General features: G+C 43.3%; 6 protein-coding genes. All 6 read right to left on the bottom strand.

What is annotated here, in order from left to right:
- Position 1: 1 nt before the first annotated feature.
- Complete coding sequence (locus tag ACE38W_RS02725) at positions 2 to 6,142, bottom strand: hypothetical protein (RefSeq protein ID WP_375828693.1); 6,141 nt, start codon at positions 6,140 to 6,142, stop codon at positions 2 to 4.
- 8 nt (positions 6,143 to 6,150) lie between these two features.
- The gene (locus tag ACE38W_RS02720) at positions 6,151 to 7,938 is read right to left on the bottom strand and encodes a hypothetical protein (protein ID WP_375828692.1); all 1,788 of its coding nucleotides are present in this window, start codon (positions 7,936 to 7,938) and stop codon (positions 6,151 to 6,153) included.
- A gap of 18 nt (positions 7,939 to 7,956) precedes the next feature.
- Complete coding sequence (locus tag ACE38W_RS02715; protein WP_375828691.1) at positions 7,957 to 13,587, bottom strand: T9SS type A sorting domain-containing protein; 5,631 nt, start codon at positions 13,585 to 13,587, stop codon at positions 7,957 to 7,959.
- Positions 13,588 to 13,606: 19 nt separating this feature from the next.
- Positions 13,607 to 15,673 carry a hypothetical protein gene (locus tag ACE38W_RS02710; protein ID WP_375828690.1) on the bottom strand — a complete coding sequence of 689 codons (2,067 nt, stop codon included), beginning with the start codon at positions 15,671 to 15,673 and terminating at the stop codon, positions 13,607 to 13,609.
- 14 nt (positions 15,674 to 15,687) lie between these two features.
- Positions 15,688 to 20,106, bottom strand: coding sequence for a hypothetical protein (locus tag ACE38W_RS02705; protein WP_375828689.1), 4,419 nt, complete (start codon positions 20,104 to 20,106; stop codon positions 15,688 to 15,690).
- Positions 20,107 to 20,259: 153 nt separating this feature from the next.
- Positions 20,260 to 21,987 carry a tetratricopeptide repeat protein gene (locus ACE38W_RS02700; RefSeq protein WP_375828688.1) on the bottom strand — a complete coding sequence of 576 codons (1,728 nt, stop codon included), beginning with the start codon at positions 21,985 to 21,987 and terminating at the stop codon, positions 20,260 to 20,262.
- Positions 21,988 to 22,077 lie beyond the last annotated feature (90 nt).

Genomic DNA, 22,077 nt, shown 5'->3' with positions numbered 1-22,077 from the left:
TTTAAAATTTAATGTACTGTAGGTTATTATTTTCGTATATCACTTTAATTTTTTCTCCATCAGAAAAAATTAAATGTACTTCATTCATGATAGTATTATTATTATTCTCGCTCTTTATATTAAAATGAAGGACATTGAGTAATGCTTTTGTTATTTCTTCATTATTCTTTATGCTAGCCAGATTATCTCCTGGTATCAGGCGCAATTCTGGAATTCTAAAATCTACTTTTGCTTTTTCCAGCTGACTACATGCATTATAAATAGTTTGTTTACTCAATAAAGCAGTATTTGATTTAAATTGATAACCTACAGAATACTCCATTGCACCTGGTGCTTTGCGAATACCTAAGTCAACATCATATTGTCCAGGAATATTATCTTCAAACATCAGATACTCTGCTGTATGATTGTTCGCCAGTAATTCTTCGGCCTTATCTAAAGCCTGCATTGACGCTTTCATACCTTGTTCATTCACGATAGCATTAGTAATAACTTTCTGGTAATTATAAATACTCTCGCATTTCCCTTCAATTACCTGTTTAGCAAATTTGGATGAAGTTGCCGTATTTTCTTTCATCCTTGCAAGCAATTTATCAAATTTGAACTGAAGTTTTGTGTCTTTGCCAGCAAATCCATAGAGCTTGGTTTTGAGTGCATCCCAGTTTATGTCTGAGGGGCCACTGACATCAGTACTGATCGAATTTCCAAGTTCAACAAATTCTTCACCTGCCGCTGGTACATTGCTCAATTCTATTACAGGTGCTGATTCAATACTACCTCTAGGTGTAATTCCAACAAACTCCTGCGATGGAACAATTGCGCCGTTCGGATAAAGTCGCACCGAACCCTCACTGGCTACCAGGTTAATACCGGTGTACCTACTCAGGTTTTGAGCTGCCTCCAGACTTGAACAGGAAAGTAATACAATTGTTTTTCCGGATAGTTCTGGATTACCTAAGATCCATTGTCCCAAGGAGCGGTGATTGAAGGTTTTCTCCACACCATTGACCATGATACTGAATTCTTCTCCGGAGCCGTGCAACACAATGTAAGCATAATTGTCTTCTCCTGCCTTGATCCATGATCCAACTTTTCCAAGCTGTGTCTGATCTAATACTACTACCAGCTTATTAATACCTGCGGCCTTTTCAGCTGCCACAATTGCCTCACCATTAGCGATGGTCCGCATCCGACTCATTCCTATTGCCAATTCAGGACTTGCTGATGCTACCGGGGCAATGGTTTTCTGGAATTCATAATAGGTATTCAGGAGTGGCTCAGCATTTCCCAGTTTATTTAGCGCATGTGATGCTCCCCAAACGGTTAGATTCACACCCAATCCCGCCATGTTTGCATAGTCAACAGCTGATGAAATACGTTCCCACTGATCGTATCCTTCTTTATTCAACAGGTAAGCCTGGGGTGATATATTATTTTTTTCTTTCTGGATAAGCTGATCACAAGCGGATTTAGCAGCACTGGCTTCTGCAAGGAAAGCATTTACCTGACCCAACAAACTTAGCGATGCGCCATCAGACAAAATCACTGAAGCAACATAAGTAGCCATCACCAGGTTATTGATGCCCTCTCTTCTATCTCTTACTGCCTGCACACGTAACAGGTCATTACGGTAAAGCATACCCATGAAAGACGGCAACACCATCTTATCGCCAGCGGTAATTCCCAATTCATGAATATTACGTACAGCCAGCATACTCATAGGCTCAAATGGATCCAGGTCATAATCATAGGTCACATCCATCTGTGTTGCTGGCAATAAGGCTGTTTTCTCCCCTTTCCAGGTGTAGTTCTGATAAAAACGAATTTTTCCAGTTTCCTTGAAATCAACAGCTGTGTTGTCATTTAAATCTACAGATACCGGATCCCCAGCATTCATCTTTAGACCGAACTTAGCCTCATAGCTGATACCATTGATATCATAAGCTTCTCCCGCTTGCGGCCCTAACAACATTATTTGCTGCGCAGGATAATAAGTTACCTTATTAAATCCGGTCACATAGGTCTGATAACTTCTGGATGTTATAGGCACTTTCAGTGCTGCATAATCCGTTTGCAGCCAGGTCGCCAGGATATCAAACACGCTGTGAAGGTCCTCATACCCTACACCATTGAACTGGTTCATGGTTTCTTTCCACAAAGTGCGCAGCCATTGGTTGTTATTGCGCATGAAACCATTTTTCAGCAACTCTGTTCTATTAGAAGCAGGCGTGGAGTTAATCAGATCTTTTAATATGAACTCGCCATCATTTGTAGAGAACCAGGAAGGATCGGTAAACCAGTTATCATTATCTTCTTTTGCTGATAATAACTGATCAAGAATATAAATTCTATCCTTGATATCTATACCTACCAGGGCACACTTCGCATAATTAGCTACCAATATTTTATGGATGTCAGCCGCATCCATATTAGCTTGTACGGCCTTGTGCAAATCAGCTACGAGCTTACTGTCTCCTACTGCAAGCTTGGCAAGTTCAGTTAATACATCATCTTTTGCTTTTTTATAGAACTCATTACCTGAAGGATCTTTGAAAGTATATTTCAGATTGCGGAAAGATTCCAGGAATTGTCTTGACCAAACACGATTACCCAGACAACTCTTATAGGCTGACAACTCATTTTCCTTCAGGTTGGCGATGGTATAGAAGGTTACTAAATCCTTTAATGGACTTGATTCCGATAATACCTCCTGCAAAAATTCTTTTAAGGTAGATTTTCCGTTCTCAAATTCAAATGGTAATTCCTGATTATGGAAGTTGAAAGTTTCAACAGGCAACTCCAGTACTGGGTAGTCAGCAATTTTCTTACTATTCAAAATACTTTCCAGTGTGGCTTCATTGAAAGATGCCTCAATATCAATAACAGCAAAATCCTTTCTGTAAGTACCCTGGCCACTATAATCACCAACAACAGCCGATATATTCTGCTTGACAGCAAACCTGGAAGCATACGTTACAAAGCGGCCACCCTTTACACCCAGGAATACGCCAACACCGCTATTAACCAGCAAATCTTTTGAATATTTCTCTTTGTAGATTACTTTATCTGGACTACCATATCCTATAAAATTATCCCCATCGAAATATGCCTCATAAGATATATTGTTGATATCAAAAGAAATCAGTGCACCAAGGGATACCAGTCGGTTCGTTGCTTGTAAAGTGCCGTCAATTGTCCGGAAAGTCCTGTCTAAGGTGGAGAATTTCAGGTTCTTTGCATTCTCTGGCAAAGTAATATAATTACCAGCCGGTGAGATAAATGTATACGTATTATTGGCTGTATTCTTCAGCTTTTCAAACACCTTGATGTCTGCATATCCAACAAGATCTGCTGCATCATCACCTTCAAAGAGTCCCCATACATTACCTGGATCATGTACTACATCCCACTGGTATTTCAACAGACTATATCCATCCTTATAGTCCATCAAGTTGTCTGTAGTTCCCTGATCGATACCTATGCCCCCACTGAATGTATGCTCTAATGTATAAGCGCCATGCCCCGTTTCATGTGCCACCGCACGGCCTATTTCAGCGACAGAAGCACCTTTTACAAATACAAATCCAAATTGGCTTTGACGCGGCATCTTACCCAGCAAATCGGCATCTTTCAGCACTACTTCATCTACTACAAACAGATAGGTTGCGTCTTTATCAATGGTACGCCCCTTGCTGTAAGCTTTCTTCATTGCCTTTTCTTCACCAGTAAAACCATTCCCGAGAAAAGCACTTTTACCATCCTGCAGCACTTTATCGCCATCCTGGTCCCAGGACAAGTCAGTCCTGAAAGAATTATCCACTTGTACGGTATAGTTCACCCCTATCTTACCATAGGCCTCTGCCAGCCTGTTACGGATTGCGTCTTCTGGAACTGCGGTGTTAGCACCAACAGGCACCAGCACCACTTTTTTCTCCATAGGCAGGTAGCTGGATACCAATAGTTTTCCTAAGCTAACATACTTTCCTGCCTTCGCATGTACGGCAAATATCTCCTGTGCATCATTACCAGGGCCGCCAGTGACCGTAATCGTATATTTATCACCGTTACGTACAAACGGAAATGCGATGCCTTTCCCACTCACAAACTTAATACTGTCACGGTTGATAGCATCAGTGCCATTCGTAAGCGTTGCTATCACTTCTTCTATTTTACCAGGTACAATTGCTTTCGCACTTACCCTATATGCTCCATCTGCCAGTGACTCATAACTTTTTTCCAGTACCTTCTTACCATAGTAGGATGGTTTCCAACTATCAAATGCATATTTATTGGAAGTACCTGGAGAGAATATCACTGACCCTTTTGTAAGATCGAGTATATTCAACGCAGCCAGTGCTGTGGCATTACCCGCCAGTCCTTTATCACGTTTACCCGCCGACGTTACCTTCCCGTCTTTATCAACATTATATAGATTGCCATCAGTATCTTCAATCACCATTGGCAATGTTTTGCCCTTGGATTTATAGTCAATTACTTCCTGTTTACCAGTCTGACTGTCTGTTAAAGTGATAGTGCCTTTATCAGGGTCAACTTTAATATTATCTTTTGTGAAGATGTGCAGGTTAGTAGTGATGTCTGGAATAATATCTCCTGTTTTCACCTGTCCTGCATCATTACCACCCCGTTGCTCCTTCAAGGCATCTTCTGTAAACTTATCTATTCCGTCTGTGGCTGCCTGCATCTCACCTCTGATCACTACCATGTCGCTGTTGACAAAGACTTTCCTGAACTCCAATAGCAGGCCGGCGCCAAAGCCAGTAGTGATAATCTTTCCTGTTCCGCTGAACGTCCCATCCCCACCGGATACCTCTTTCAGTAAAACATCGAAATGTCCTACCCGAACGATCATACCAGCAGATAAAGACGGTATTGGCTGGCTGTTCTGCGGCAGCTGCAAGGATGCCATTTCACCGCAATTGAATGTGCGTAAAGCATCTGTGGTGACTTTCACTATTTCACTGAAGGGTCCATAAACCCCAGCCACGCGCCATTGTAACCTGGCTTCATAGGTACGGCCAGGTTCAAGACTATGCAAACTCAGCACAGTATCTGCCTGCTTCTCTTCCGAATGCCAGTCGAAATCCACTCCTCCCTGCGCCGAAGCACGATATTCTACACGATAGGCGTCTACGTTATATCGCGCTGTACCTGTTGCTAGTGGCCATGATAACCGAATGCTTCTTTCGCCCATACCTTTACCATACAGTGTTGGCTTTGCGATGTTATAGGCATCAAATGGATTATTGCCCTGGTAAAGGAATTTGCAGCTCTGGCTATAACCTTGATTGCTATACGCATCACGGCCACTTTTATCCCTTGCCTGTACTATCCAGGCATACTCCATACTATCTATTAACGCCGGCTCCGCAGGACCATAAACAATGCTGGTATTTTCTGTAGTAACCGTATATATAGGACGTGCACTACGGATGATATAATCCGCATTGCTACCCTTTGGTTTTATTTCATATAGTGAGAATACATATTCTGTGGCACTGCCTTCCACTGGGCTCAGTGTAGTGCGGCTACTCCAGCTAAAGGAGAGAAACTGTGGGTCTTTCTTTTCTACCCTACTACCACATACCGGTAAATTCAATAATGGCGGGTCATTCTTTCTGAAATAAAAAACATTAGCGCCAACGTTACTTATCTGAATAGTAGGCCTTCTGAAATCGAATGCTGTAAACGTAATGCGATACGCACCTTCTGGTAATGATTTGTTCTTTTCATAGGCATCACGACTGAATCCACCAGTAAAATCAATATTATCCGAATTGAGATAATCCGTCAGGTCGGCACCACTGATAATGGTAGGTACTCCTGCTGATAAGGTAAGCGGCCTTGCCACAAAGCGTGGAGAAGTACGCATGATTACCACTCCATTTTGTTCAATAGTCATCCTGAGGACAACATCGTAGGAGGGCCTCGTAAGATCGTTCTGTACTAATATCACCCGCATCTTATCACTGCCAGGCACCACATAATCGGGAAGATATACGCTATAGGGTGGGATGATCTGCGTACTGGCAGTAACAGGGTATTGCTGCGCAACCACCGTCTGACGGAACAGTATTAATAAAATTAAACTGAACAGGTATCGGATAATTCTAACCTTCTGCATATCTCTCATTAAAAAGAATAAGTATAATTGATTGTACTGGTCAACTCGCTGTAGGCCTGTTGTGACTCGGTAGCACCTCGCATCAGCCAGATTACTGACAGGCCTATATTATGTCCCGCCTTCCTACTGAATAATTTTCGTTTACCCGATGACGTTACAGTTTCTGTTTTCTTTCCCTTTGGCGTATAGTTAAGATTTAACCCAGAATTAAAGAGTGAACTCGACGCCGTCTTCGTTTCGCCGGAAGTCGCGGTAGTAGTAGCCTGCGTAACATTATAAGTGGCCATCACAGCGGTTCGGAATGTTTTATCCAAATATTGCTTGCTTACGTTCATGGTAGGTCCCAGAAAGGTTGTCTGTACCCCGGTAGCATTGTTGTTATAATAGTTTACTCCACCCGTCAGTGACAGGTTTTTCGGTTGTATATTATAATTATAGTTTACAGCAGATGTAAAGAATTTACTTAGGTTAGGCACTGCATCTTTAGCAGTGCTGTTATTATTTGCATACTGATAGGAAGAATTAAGCATAATGGTATGCTGATGTTCTTTGCTACCCGTACGATACATCACGGTACCATTGTAGCTGTTGTTGACCTGATAGAAATCAAGCGTATCCATGGCATTGTTGAAGTAGGGATCTACTTGCGGCCGCATCCTCGTATAATTGCTAAAGTTGGAATAGCTGCCGTTCACAGCCCAATGTTCATTTGGCACCACCGCCACGTTGAACGTACCAACAAAACGCTTATCATCGCTGGCGCGAGTATGGTCAAGGTTATTCACTTGCATACCAGCGTTTCCAGAGAGATTGACTTTTCCTTTAAATAGGGTAACAGTAGGTGCAATCGTAATGTTACGCATGTCGTTTACAACCGTATAGGCGCCTAACGTTTCATATTCTGGCGCAACTCTTTCATAGCGTAGCTGTATGGAATAAAAACTGCCTGAATAACCAAGTCCAGCCTGAATAGCATCGAAATAGCTGGTAGTACCTGTTGAAGATAACAGGTTACCTAAAAAATTATGTCCGGAACGCACCGTACTATCTGATCCTTTTATCGCACGGGTATCTCTGTTTAGTGCAGACACAGCGTACTCAATATCAGTAAAGAAGCGCTTAAATATTGTCTTACGCAGATTAAATGATACGGCCACATTTTCTTTTGGTGTGATAGTAGCATCAGCAGGAATAAATTCCAGCGAGCCCATTTTATCTTTTGCCCGGAAGATGGAAATACCATAGGCGTCACCGTTATTTTCGTAACCGAGCTTTAAACCATAGCCATTGCGTTCAAAAGCAGCGCGGCTATAATTTTCGGGATGCAGTACATCAAACTGGACAGCTTTCAGGAGTCGGCCATACATTGCCGACATCCGCCATTTGCCAGGCGACAACTCAACTCCAGCCCCATCAAACATATGACCGGCCAGCGTGTAGTTGGAGAAATTCATACTGGTAGTACCAAAATATGCTCTTGCCCATTTATAGGAAGGTGCAAATCTAAACTGGTTGAAAGGTTGTGAATAATTACTCCCCTGGTTACTATAGCTGAAAGTAAAAGGCATATCATATCCAAACATGTTAATGTTCAGATTACCATTAAAATACCAGGCCAGCGGATCACGGCGGTTTTCAATGCCGCTGGCGCTATACGCAGTAGCAGAGGTATTTAATGAACCGCTCATCGTTATGCCCTTTTTAACGCCCAGCTGATCGAGGGCCTGCGACCATACATGACCAGGCATGCCTGTCAACAGCATCAGTGCTACTATATAGATATAGGATCTTCTCATAGTTCTCTTTTGATCGGTTTACCTGGTAATGATGAAACGGATATCCCTGCTTTCATTTTCTGTGACGATACGTAATACATAAGTGCCCGTAAGCGCATTATTCAGTGAAAACTGATCTTCTATCGTTAGCGCGGGATTGTACTGACGTTTGTCATATATCTTACCGTTTATATCAAAAACCGTAACGATAGCCTGCTGCTTCCTGTTGAGCTTCACATTCAGCTTAAAGACACCGGTATTGGGGTTTGGTGATAAAGTAGCCTGATCAATTACCTGTATCGGTGTGGAATAGGAAGGACCAGCGGTTGGGTCATAGCCATCGATAGTGATATTTTTCCTAAGTGTATAGGTACATGCACCAAAAGTAGCTTTCATTTCTATCCAATAAGTCCCAGGTGTACTGAACTTCACTATTGGCGATCCTTCGTTATAGCCTAACAATATAGCCATCGGGTGGAACGACCAGTAAACATTATCCGGCGCAGGCAGGTTGATTTCCTTTATGGCCAGGGTATCCATCGCATTTTTACGGCTTGCTACGAGGAAGTCCACGTCTGGTTTCACATTTGCCTTTTCTATTTTCAGATCTTTATTGGTCGTGCATCCATGTGCATCTTTTACCAATAAGTTATAACTACCTGGTAAAATACCTTGGAAGAGTGCATTTGCGGTGAGTCCACCGTTATTCAAAGAGTAATTGTAAGGAGATGTTCCGCCTGTTACGGTAGCCTGGATAGTACCATCGTTCAGGCCATCGCAGACTGGTGCCGCGGTGGTAACCATTGTTAGTAACTCAGGCTGTGTAACAGTATAGGTGTAGTCTTTATAGCACCCCTTGCCATCAGTAATGCGCAAATCGTAAGTACCTGCCGGTATCCTGTCTGCTATCAGGCTGTTGCCCGCTCCATTACTCCATTGGTAACTGAAAACACCATTACCACCGGTAGCGGCTACACGAATAGCACCGGAGGTTTCACCAAAGCAATTCACAGGTGTGATAACCTCTGTAGCACTAATAGCAGGATATAATGCCCGTATAGTCGTAGTAGTAGTTGCGGCACATCCATTAACATCTATTACCTGTGCATTGTATATACCTGCATTCAGGTTAGTAAAGCTATTGTTGTTGTTGTATGTACCCGTAATTGTATAGGCATAGGGAGATGTTCCACCATTAGCCTGTAAATCAAATTTACCGGTAGGACTGGCACCACAATCCAAATGAACGATATTATTAGCCGCCAAGGTAACTGCTGCTGCCGGCTGTGTTAAATTCACCGATTTATTGATTACACATCCTCTACCATCCTTAATGGTAATCGCATAGTTGCCTGCGCTGAGATTAGCATAATTTGTATTACCTGTATAGGCGCCAGTGTTAATACTATAGGTATATCCCGTATAGGCAGCACCGTTACCACCGCTTGCTGCGATATCGAATTTACCGTCTTGAAGTCCATAACAGGAAATCTGTCTGCCATTATAATTACTGGTTGTAATAATGGCATTCAATGGTGCTGCAGGACTGGTGATACTTATAGGCGCACTTTCCACTGAGTAACAACCTATGCCGTCAGCTACCCGTACTTTATAGGTTCCGGCCACTAATGGCGTGGTATTGGTAAAGTTAGTATAGGCGTTGCCGTTTACTGCATATTGGTTTATCAGCGTTCCACTACCGCCATGCGATTGGAGGGCGATGGTACCTGTAGTACCAAAGCAGATAATATCTTTCGTCGTAATATTATCAATTGTAATCGGTGGATTCAGGGAAGCTACCGTAACATCCATCGCATTGGAGCAGCTATTAACATCCTTCACCTGAATATGATAATCACCGGCAACCAGGCCACTAAAAGTGGTGCCTGCTTGCCAGTTGGCACCACCATCAATACTATATTGAAGCTGTCCTACGCCGCCGCTGCCGCTAACAGTAATACTACCGCCAGGCGTAGATGCACAACGAACATCCTGTTTGTTTGACAAAACAATAGAAAGTGCCCTTGCAGATTCTGTGAGCGCAACCGTCTTGGTTACCACACATCCACGACCATCCTGTACCTTTATCTGATGAGGTCCTGCATACACAGATTGTATGAATGGATTAGCAGAGAATGCGCCATTATCAATTGCATAGGTATATCCAGTATAGGCGTTGCCGTTACCACCAACTGCTGAAATCTGTATCGAACCGTTATTGCCGCCTACACAGGAAATGTTAAAACCATTATAATCCGACAAAACAGTGCTGAAGGTAATAACTGACGGGGGCGCCGTGATAGTGAGCTGTCCAGGGTAATCAGCTTTACAGCCCTTACCATCTGTAATGCGCAGCTTATAGCTACCAGCAACTAATGGTGCGCCACTAGTATATGAAGAAGCGGTAGCCCAGTTATTATCACTGATGGAGAAACTGTAGTTATTATCTCCCCCGGTACCGTTTAAAGAAATCATTCCCTTCTCTCCCAGACAGCGTATATCCGTTGCGGTAGCCGTGTTGATAGCCACCTGCGGATACATATATACGATATTGATCGAAGTATCCTTACTACATCCGTTTGCATCTGTCACCTGCAACAGATAAGTACCCTTTGCCAGACTATTGATTGGGGTGGCGATATTCACGAGGTTTCCATTCAGTTTTACCTGATAAGGAACAGCGCCGCCACTGACAGTGGCAGTAAGCGTTCCTGTTGAGGCGCCAAAGCAGGTAATATCCTGTTTGGTCACAGACAGCTGAAGGTCTGGCTGTACAAGTGTATAGGATTGTGATACTTCACAGCCCCTTCCATCTGTTACAGTTACAACGTAAGTTCCTTTGGAAAGATTATTAAAAATATTGGAAGCCTGATAAGAGCCATTATTCAGCTTATAGCTGTAACCGGCATAGCTTCCGCCGTTTCCACCGCTAGCGACAACCGTGATCTTACCATCCGTGGCATCTTTACAGGAAACATTAAATCCATGATAATCGGCTACTGTAGCAGTAAAGCTTAACGCCACTGCTGGCAGTGAGATTGTTTTGGGCGTAGTGCTTTCTGTGCTGCAACCCTTGCCATCAGTAACCTTAATGAGATAATCGCCAGCTTGCCTGATAGTGAGCGGCGAGGCAAATGGCGTATAGGTAACACCGTTATTATTAGACCAGGCAAAGGTATATACACCATCACCACCTGTTGCCGATGTTACCAGTTTGGCTCCATCAGCCAGACATACAGCATCGGTAACACTTACAGTCCCCAGCACCACTTTGGTTGGCTCGGCAATAGTAATAGTAGAAGATGTTACTGTACAACCGGCATTTGATTTTAAGTCGGCAACGATGACGCGGTAGGTGCCAGGGTCCAGCGCTTCAATTTTAATATCTGTACTGAACCAAAAACTGTTGCCTATCCAGCTACCATTCTTAAACTGCTGCCAGGTATATTTATATGAAGATGACCCACCTGCGGCAACTGCACGCAGCGTGCCATCTGCGGCGCCGTTACAGGTGACATCTGTTTTCGTCAGCGCAACCGTTAAAGGCGCGCGCTGAAATACGTCTACATCCAGGGTTTCATTATCTGTACAAGCGACGTTGCGGTTATATACTTTCACGTTATATTTTCCTGCGGAAAGATTACTAAAGTCGCCTGTATTGCTATTGATAGGATTATTATTGGCATCGGTCAATACATAGCGATACTGTCCTGATCCACCAGTTGCAGAAAAGGCAATATGCCCATCATTACCACCAAAGCAAGAAACACTATCTTTTTGTATGACCTTTATTGTGAGTGCAGGTACCACGTTTAAAGTAGTGGTGGAAGTCCAACCAGTGCAGGCAGGATAATCAGCATTGAGGATCTCTACTTTATAAGTACCGCTGTGTAGATCTTTAAAAGTATAGGATGCAGCTGTAGTAACCGGGGAAGATGCCAGCAATGTAGCATTTTCGTATAACCGGTACTGATAGTTTGTTGCTACGGGTACTGCCACAATATTGATAGCGCCATTACCTGGTGTGTTACAATCCGGTTGTGTCAGCGTAATCTGTCCCGTGATCAGCGGCGGCTGTGTGAGCGTAGTTTTTACAGTTACGATACTCCTGCAGGCGCCATTTCTGACTACCGCCGTATAATCACCCGCAGGCAGGTTATTCCAGACGAAGGTATTTCCTGCAAGCCACTTACCTGTTACCAGCGTATCACCAGACTGATTCATTAACGTATATATATACCCGGCATTGACATCCCCACCAGTAGCTGTTACGCTTAGCTTACCATCATTGGCACCATTGCAACTTATATTGGTAGCCACGACGAGGTTTGCTGGTACTGCCAGTGCTGCTAACTCACCAATATGTACTGAAATTGGCGTATAGCAGTTACCAGCATCACTTCCGGGGTTCAAGACCCATAGCGAGTAATCACCAGGCTTTAAGCTATTAACAACAATAGCTTTGTTTGCAGGCTCAGCGCCATTACTCCAGTTGACATCACCACAGGCACTATCGCCGGTGGATACACGCGGATCGCAAGGAGCAGTATTATTAATACCTTTTCGTATCAGCCAACGCAGGTTTGGATAATTACAAACGATCGCTTCTTTTGGAATAATGACCTGTCCATTATCTTCATTGAAGCAGGACGCTATTTCTATTTTTTGGGATGCATCTATTTTCGGCGCTGGTGGCAGAAAGAAATAAGAGCTCAATTCTGAATAAGGACTTTCAATATTCAAGGAGCTAACTGCCTTCACGCGGAAATGTACTTTCCTGGTACTAGTTATACCGTTGGAAAACAAAGCAGCTGGATCAAATGAAGTAGTGGCATCTGTACCCGTACTTAATGTTTGCCAGTGGTGAATCGTAACCGAGTCCGGCTTAGCGCAATCATCGCTTGGGAAGAACACATCGTAGGGGTGCATCTGATCATCTTGTCCCCACTCCCAAACAATCTCCCAGTGACCGCAACCGTCATATTCGTTGTAATCTTCACAAAAACACTTATCAGGATTTTTAATATTGTAATCTTCTTCCGCAAAAGCATACTCCCAGGTATATTTTAACCCAAGGCCATTGCCAGTAGGAGTGGTTGCAATATTGATCGGGTTATTGGTACAAAAGGTATTTGTACTGCCATTAGCATCGCTGAGCTTAGGTGCAGAAGACGCCAATACCGGCAACTTTAGGGAAACATCTGCATAAACAATTGTATTACCTTCATATACCCGCATCCTCGGAAATGGCCACCATACACCCTGTGGTATATTCAATGGGGTAAAATTCAAAGTGGTGCTGGCCTCATGCAAGTCAGGCACATTAAAAGTAATACCGCCTACATCCTGTACAGTACAGGGGTCACTACCTGTTTTTCGTTCATGGTGTGTTACCATTACCAAATTGGTAGTACCAGCCCAATTACCCGCCGGGTTACTGAAGTATATATTATCTACTTTATCAAAGTTCTGCCTGTCTTCCTGGATACATATTAATCGGCGGTACTCATTCCAGGAATCTCTGTAAAACCGGAGCCTGGCGCCATAGTTATCTCCCTTATCGTTATAGTTGGCGCCCCAGGCTGTAACCTTATACTCCATTGTTACTGTTTGGGCAGTAACCACTTTCATTGATAATAAAAAAAATAAATAAAGTAAAATTCTTTTCATAGGATTTCAGGGATTGGGGTTAATACTTCACTTCTGTTACCTTGCTCATCTCTGTTTTAATATCTCCTTTCAAAATGGCTGTAATCTTGTATTTGTAGACGTTTCCAAGAATGATCTCTTCATCCTTCCATTGTGATTGATTACCGTCCTGTGTAGCAAATAATACAAAAGGGCCGTCATTCTTCGCCCTGTAAATACGATATGATTTTGCATCATCTTTGGTACCTGTCCAGGATAATACGATCTGTTTTTTCTGCTCATCTACTATTCCTTTCACGCCGTTAATGGCAGCACGCTTGCCGGTTTCAAACCATACATCGCCACTAATGTCTCTGGATGTATTCCCTGCATCATCAGCTACGGCCAATTCATAATAGTAAGTATTTCCCAGGCGAACAGCCGTATCCACGTACACAGTGCGTACTTTGGAGGTATCCCAAACTGCAATTTCCAACCGTACACTGTCTTTTGTATTAATTCTATACAAAACATATTTTACAACATCTTCACTGCTACTGTTTACCCAACTTAATACTACTGCCTGCAGACTATCATTTCGATATGCTTTTGTAATTACTGGCGCAGTAGGTGCAATTGTATCAGGGCGCTTCAGCATCAGATAAGGGCTATATTCAGATGTATTGAAATTTTTATCTATTGCAATAACCTTGTAATACACTTTGGATGCTAGTGTATGTAGCGTGATAGTGTCCAGGAATAAAGGTTTTTCAGCAATTTCTTTGGTCACCTCTACAAAGTCTTCCTGTAATCCGTTAGCACGGAAGATCCTGTAACCTTTGAGATCTGGTTCTGCATTGTTATCCCATTTCAGCGTGACGTGTCCCAGTGAATCTACCTTTCCTGCCAGGCCCACAGGTACAGCAGGCGGGATGGTATCCATTACCTGAGCAAAGTATGGGAATGAATAAATAGCTTTTCCACGTTTGGTTATACCTTTGATTCTGTAATAATTGGAGTTGAAAGGCTTTTCATCTGTATACTCATAAACAGGGCCATTAGCCATGGAGAGTGTTGCCAGTGGCTTAAATGGACCACTACCATTATCAGCGCGGGTAATAACAATACTGGATAATTGTTTGGCGAGATCTCCCGGCAGCTGCCATCGGAGTTTTACTTTTTTATTATCTATGATGATAATCGTGTCCATCACAGGTCTTTCCGCCACAGCAGGCATGCCTATTCCATCTGCAACTTTAGAGTATGGTCCATATTCACCGAAAGGCGTGATACCTCTTACGCGGTAATAAAATCTGGTATCATTGTCTGGCAGCGCATCTTTATAATAAGAAAAACCTGCGGCATCGGGTGCGGTAGGTATGATAGGCAGATCGGAAACTGGTTTGAATATCTTTCCGTCAGTTGACCTTTCTACCTGGTATGCCGTGTACATGGCTTTACTGAAAGTTGTCAGCCAACCTAAAGTGGCAGCGCTATCTGCCCATACGATTGCCAGTTCTGGTGGCCTCGCCAGCAGTACCTGCTGTCCTGGCGCAGCAGAAACTACCGCAGTATCTATCATCAGATTCTTTGGTTGCTGTGCGAGGAAAATACGATATGCATATCTTTCTCCCTGTTTCACAGTGGTATCTTCCAGGTAGAGCCCAGCAGCCTGGGCTACTTTCACAGACATATCACAAGAAAGCAACGCCATCGCCATACGCCAGTCGTTCTGGTTCTTTGTCTCGAAGAAAGCTCCCAAGCCTTCTTCTGGCTTCACTTTCTTATTACCATCTCCATAAATCATCTCTGCAACAATGGCGACACGTTCTTCTTTTGCAGATAGCTTTTCCATCTCCACCAGGGATGCTGGTTTAATGGGTTGAGGGTATAACAATACTGGTTTAGGATTGGCTGTTAAAACGCCATTTACAGATATGGTAAAACGTTCTACAACATAACCATATTTATTTCCCATTTCCCAACCGATATAAGTCGTTGGCGACCACCGAAGCTGAACGCTGTTCTTCTTCGGGTTGGCAATACCTGCAATTTTATGTTCCTGCTGTGCATTCGCATAAACCGTAATCATCAGCAAAAAGAAGGATAACAAATAGTTTTTAAACATACGGTGCATCAGCCTTATAATTTATAGTAAATACTTCGTGTAATCGATGACGTTATATTATTAGAACCTGGCAGGCGATACTGGAATTCTACTGGATAGAACTGTCCAGCCTGAAGGTCTGGGAATGTTGAATTTAGTAACCTGCTAATTTGTGGCGTTACTGTTCCTCCATTGATATAGTATTTGGTAGCCTTGTTCATCAGCTCATTGAAATCATCATTGGCAAAAAAGGATACATAGTACATAAACCTGCACTTACCAGGGATACTCAGTGCAATACCTTCTTTGACATGTGCATCTTCCAGCTGATAAAGGTTATAATCATTATTATAGAGCTTAACTGCATCAAGTGGTGGAATACCGCCGGTGGCAGGATCTCTTGTAATGGTAATGGAAGGATGGAAAGGATAACCGTTATACAATAATGGCAGCAGGCTATACTGGTACCAGCTATTACCTGTTACAGCTTTCATGGTGATCAATGGTTTGGTAGCCAGACTGGCATCTCCTTCGATTTCAAATTTATCGAAGGTCTCATCTGTATCAAAGCGTTGGCCTATCACACTGATATAGTTTATTGCCACATCAAACAGATCGCGGGGATCTGTGGTGCCATTCATTTTCTGGACGAAAGTGCTGTACTTGCTGGTACGGAAGTTATAGCTGATCAGCTCTTTGGACAAGCCTGAAGACGCGGTACCTTTCAGGGTATTCTGGGAATAGGTGGTCGTGTCGCCATCTTCCCCAATAATGGTTGTTGATTTTTTCTGCACATTGTTGATAGCCGTTTGTCCATCCAGTGAAGTTCGTTGGATCGCAAATCCGTATACGGCTTCTTTGCTTAGTGCCGAAGGAATATCGAAGTTTACCATTGCCACAGCAGCATCATATGAAACGTTGGTTGCTGCTGTCTGCCCTTGTGCAGATGTCATTGCACCCGTTACCTTCCAGTTTTTCCCTGCAGCATCAGTAGCGTCGAACAGGTAAGGTTGGCCGCGTTTCAATTTGATATAGCCTTTGTTATACTCTTTTGGATAGAAATTATACTGACGTCTGATAGGATAGCTATATGCTACGTTTTCCCAGGGAATATTATCAGGAGCCTCGCCAGTAGTGAAGTTCACAGATTTTGTTTCGTAGTCGATGCTGCTGCCGTTTTTCAGTGCATCCCAGGCGCCACCATTCTGACGTTCAATATGCACTTTGGCAGCAGCTGTCAGTTTGCTGGTTGGCGGGAGGATATCCCGCAGGATGAGCGAAGCAGCTGTTCCTTCCGAATTTATTTCGGTAATGCCTTTTATCTCCTGCTGATCTTTCACGAGTTTCAGTTCGTCCAACTGAATGCGATAGGTGGCCACTTCATCATATTCATTCAACATGCTAAAAGGTTTACCCACCGCCAGGTTGAAGGCCACCTGCGGCGTAGCAAATACGCTTACATCCTGTGCCTGATCATCAGGTTTGATATCACTTATCACCTGTACATTCAACTCTTTAGCACCTACAACTTCACATTGGGTACCCAATTCAATTTTAATATTCGCAGTACCTTTTACCAAGCCGCCCAGTACAGCATACTTCACACCTACCATACCACGGAACCAGCTAGGGTTGGGTAATTTTGCCTGTAACAATACTGCTGCTGATAAGCTCGCAATAGAGAATCCACGCTTCTTACCAAATACTTTCACCCGGATACCCACATCTCCTTTTACAAAAACATAAGCTTGTCCTGATGCATACCATCCATTGAACCCTATCACACTATTGCTTCCTTTACACCTGGCCTCTCCATAGTTACGTAGTAATATATCTGTACCAGCACCTAGGGCGAAGTCGCCATACACGCCAAAATCGAAACTGAAGCCTACCCTGAAATGCGCACCAAATCCAAAACCACGGCCTGTAGACATACTGTTCTCCATTGCCATAAAGTCGGTATTGATATCAGGGAAGACATCTTTCACTTCTGTAGGTAGCGGCGGCATATCTTCTACCTTGGTACCCATCATGAAATAAGTTTTGATCTCTGCCAGGCCAAGAACGTTTAGCCCAAACATCTGTGAAGGACGACCAATATAAAACCACCAATCCGTAGGGCTTACGTGGAAAGCTGCTTCCCCAACGAGTCCGCGCTCGTTGATGCCGCGTAAAACGCCGGCAATATTTATATATGTTTTACAGTTAGCATCAAAAGTACTGTTGACATTATCATAACGCATTTTAAATTGTACCCAAACAGGGGCTGACTCATCTTCTCCAGCTTCTTTATTATTTTTTGCTTTAATAGGAAGATGGACTACGTATCCTGCACCATCAAATTGTGCATACCGGAAACCGCCATCGGTACCAAATTGCACCTCCAGTGCAACGTTGGCATTCACTACCATTTCTTGCACCAAAGACAATGACACACCGCCAATAAAGCCTAGTCCGGCTTCTTTCACTGGCAGGTAACGGAATATTTCGCTAAGATCTTGTTTCATCCCACCAGACTTATCTACATTATCTCTGGCCTGGTAAGGGTCGAAGTTTGCCGGCCGCTCCATGTGATAGGACATACCGCCCATCAGGCCAGTGATCTGAACGACAGGCCCAATTGGTATGGTTACACCGATATACGCATCTACGTGCCAGTAGCGATAATCATCTTTGGAGCCAAAATACGCGGTGGCTTTGGCTTTAGGAATAGGACCCGGAATACTGAAATCCAGCATCCCTCTGAAACCATTGCCAAATGTAGGATGGTTATCAAAGATGGTCAGTACCCCATGCATAGAGAAAGCCATTACCTTCACCGTGAGGTCTATATCATTAATGGCCACCTTATCCAGTTTCCAATGGGTAGTCGTTTTGGTAAAGGTTTCATTTTTAATATTGACCGTCTGTGTTTCCTCCTCTTGTTTTGCTGTGATAATAAAAGAAGTACTACCGGCAAATCCTTTATCACTAGAATTCATGAAGTTCAGTCGAACCGTAGCACCTATAGCCACTTTGCCTTCCGACAAACCGATATGGATATCATCAAAGCCAATAGGGAACCCACTCATCTTGGAATCACCAGTGGTCTTGATGTCGAATGTACCACTATGAACATAAGGTCGTTGAGTCGATAACGTTAGGTCCTGGAAGCTGATATCTTTCACTTGCAACAGGGAATGACTAAGCGATACCTTTCCATTCAATACCGCCACTGGTATGAAGTCTGTAGCTGTTTTAGAAACCTGTATACGGCTATTTTTATTGAGCGTAATTTCTCCGGCAAAGAATGGATATTTCTTATCTGTAGTGGTACTGATACCAAAAGAATAATAAGTATCGCTACCTCGCATACTCACGGATGCATTATATCCTAATGGGTCTTCACCAAGGAAACCTATTCTCATGAATCCTGCAAGCTCACCACCATTGAGTTTATTTTTGCTAAAAGAGAGACCTAATTTTGTTACAGACAATGGCCATCCACCCGCGCTGGCATCCCCCAGCGGAATAAGGTTTTCGGCTACTATGCTACCACTGATACCCTGATCATCTATAAAGAAATTTTTAACCGTAACAGAAGGACGGCCTTTGGCAGTAGCCAATTGCTGTGGTAGGCCTACCTCCAATTCCTGCAGAAAAAAACCACGCCACAGGAATGGGTTAGAAGGATCTTCCAGCATATCACTAGTAACCATTAAGCCCGTTGGATTGGCGATATCACTCATGTCCACTGTGGCATTTTTTACTTTAAAGCTGAAATCCTTTAAGCCACTGATATGGAAAGATGGAATATCAACAGATGCCATGATATTATTCAGATCATGAACATTAACCTGCATCCTTGCGCGTAGTTTATCTGCTGTCGGGTCTTCGGGAGATATCCAACCTTTGTCAAATTCAAAAACGCCGGAAAGATTCGCTGCCTTAAAACCATTACAATCCCATTCAACATAATTCGATCCGTCGCCAGGGAAAGTTAGATTCAGGTGTTCATTTATAGGAATTGATTTCTCATTTAACAAAACAAGTTTGGTAGATGATGAAGCAGATATGCCACCGGGAGTAAAGGCTACATCTTTAGCGCCAAAGATCAGTTCTGTTTTGGTACCAGGAAAAGTAAAACGAAAATATGCATTAAAAAATGCGCCATTAGGCGTTAATCTGGCACTGTCTATTGCAATAACATACACGCGTCCATTGATCTCTCTGACAATACCCACCGGCAATTTGCCCATATCCTCTGCACTTAGCGCATTAATATAATGCCCATCCTCTTTGATCTTATCAAAAACGCCAAGTGCATGTCCGACAGCAGTATTCTTAATAGTGCTATCAGCCATGAGTGCGGGAACGGGATCTTCAGCAGCAAATACAGGATTGACCAACAAAAGTGAAAACAGTATCACCAATGCCGACAGGACATAGGAAGGGCTACAGCGTTTTTTTGACATCAGACTTCTAGGTATAGGGTTTGGCTACATTATTACTTGCGGGCAAATATATTAGGAAATATTAAATTATAAATTTTTACCATTAAATTTAACATAGGCAGCTTAAAAGTAAGCCACCACTGTATATCAAAGGATGTAACCGCTTAAGCGGCGCTATTCATCAACTTTCCCAGTCAGGTTAACATCCGCATATTTCCATGCTTCATCAAATGCCAGCTTTACTTGTGCAGCCTCTTTATCTTTTTTCTGTGCGGATAACGCATGATATAATCCTGATAATGCCCATCCATTCTTTTTCCATGTTTTTAAATCCTGGCGATATACGTTTTCAGCTTCGTTGTACTTACCGGCTAGCAGGAGCGCTGCACCGAGATAATGCCTAACAGAGAAGAACCAGTCTGGCGGCTCGTTATAATTCAAATTATCTTCAATTGTTATGGCCTGTTGCAATAGTGCAATAGCATTACCTGTATGCTTTCCCTGCAAGGCTATTTGTGCTGCCAATACTTTTTCAGCAATTTGTACAAGATCAGCAGTGGTGTTGATATCCCAAACAGTAAGGTGTGCCAGCGTGGTATCCCGGGCAAGTACTTTCAGCGTATCCAATTCTTTTTGTGCGTTGGGCAGTTGATGCTTGCCAGCATATGCCATGCCTTGCGCATAATGTCGGATAGCATTTATATACACTAAATTTTCTGGTGGCTGAGGAAGTGCAAGAATGGTATCCCACATGCCAAATTTTACGGCGATATTATAGGGGATGGTATAGTAATGCTGCAAGGTTCCCCATTTAGGCTGACGCATAATATCTGTTGCCGTGTGCTCCTGCAGCTTTCTTGCGGCCTTCCAGGCCAGGGCTGCATTACCTTCCAGGGTTGCGGCTGCCGCCAAAAAATGCCAGTTATGTGGAAAATACGCCAACGGATACACGCCCTGCGCATGACAGGCAATGAAGTAATTACTATCCACCTCTACCGCATGAATATTAGCCAGGGCTCCTAAATGATAATCTCCGGTATTAATATAAATATGTGAAGGCATATGTAACAGATGTCCAGACCCGGGCACCAGTGTATCCAGCAAATGTGCGCTGGCTAAGGCTTTTTCGGGCGTAGCAGATGCTTCCAATGCATGAATATAGAAATGATGTGCGCCGGGATGTTTGGGATTTATTTTCATCAGGTGCTCCAAAACAGCGATCAGCTCTGGCGTCCAGGGTTTTGGCTGCTTTGTTTTTTTCTCATACAAATCCCATGGATGCAAGTCCATTAAAGATTCTGCGTATAACGCACCAACATCCGGATCACCAGGAAATTGAGTATATACTTTTTTCATCGCCGCTGCAAAGGCAATGTCCAGCGGCTTTCTGTCGGCAGGCGCCGGCATAGCATAACGCGATACCAATGCATGAATCAATGCCTTTTCCTTTGGGGTAGCGTTGTCGCTGAGTGACTGCGCTTTTTTAGCAGCATCGTAGGCACGTTGAAAGTTATCTTCTTCCATACCACCATTGTAGTTAGGCCCCAGCACATAGGCAAAGCCCCAATAAGCCATGGCACAGGTGGAATCCAGGCGCGTAGCCTCATAGAAAGACCGGGCCGCTTCGGCATGATTAAAGCCATACAACAACATCATGCCCTGATTAAAATAATCTTGTGCTTCCTTGCTCCTGGTAGAAATACTGAAATTAATACCTTTTAACCCTGGCAACTTAGGCGCTTTCTTTCCGGAGGTATACCAGCTTTTGTCTGTTGTCCGGGAAGTGTAGCAGGGAATATCCGCGGATTTTTTGCCAGAAGCCTGCGTCTCTTTGTGCTTACCGCTGTTATTACAGGCAAGCAGGAATAAAATAGAAATGATTAATAAATAGTTTGGTTTCATCAGTAGCTTATTTAAATGATTACCAGTAAATAAGCTCCGCACTACTACAGTATAGGTTATACGAAAATTAGCCATAACTAATTTACAAAA

It is taken from the genome of Chitinophaga sp. Hz27, from assembly GCF_042263525.1.
Lineage (GTDB): Bacteria > Bacteroidota > Bacteroidia > Chitinophagales > Chitinophagaceae > Chitinophaga.
Note: the sequence above shows the minus strand (reverse complement) of the source record. Positions and strands in the feature narration are given on the sequence as shown.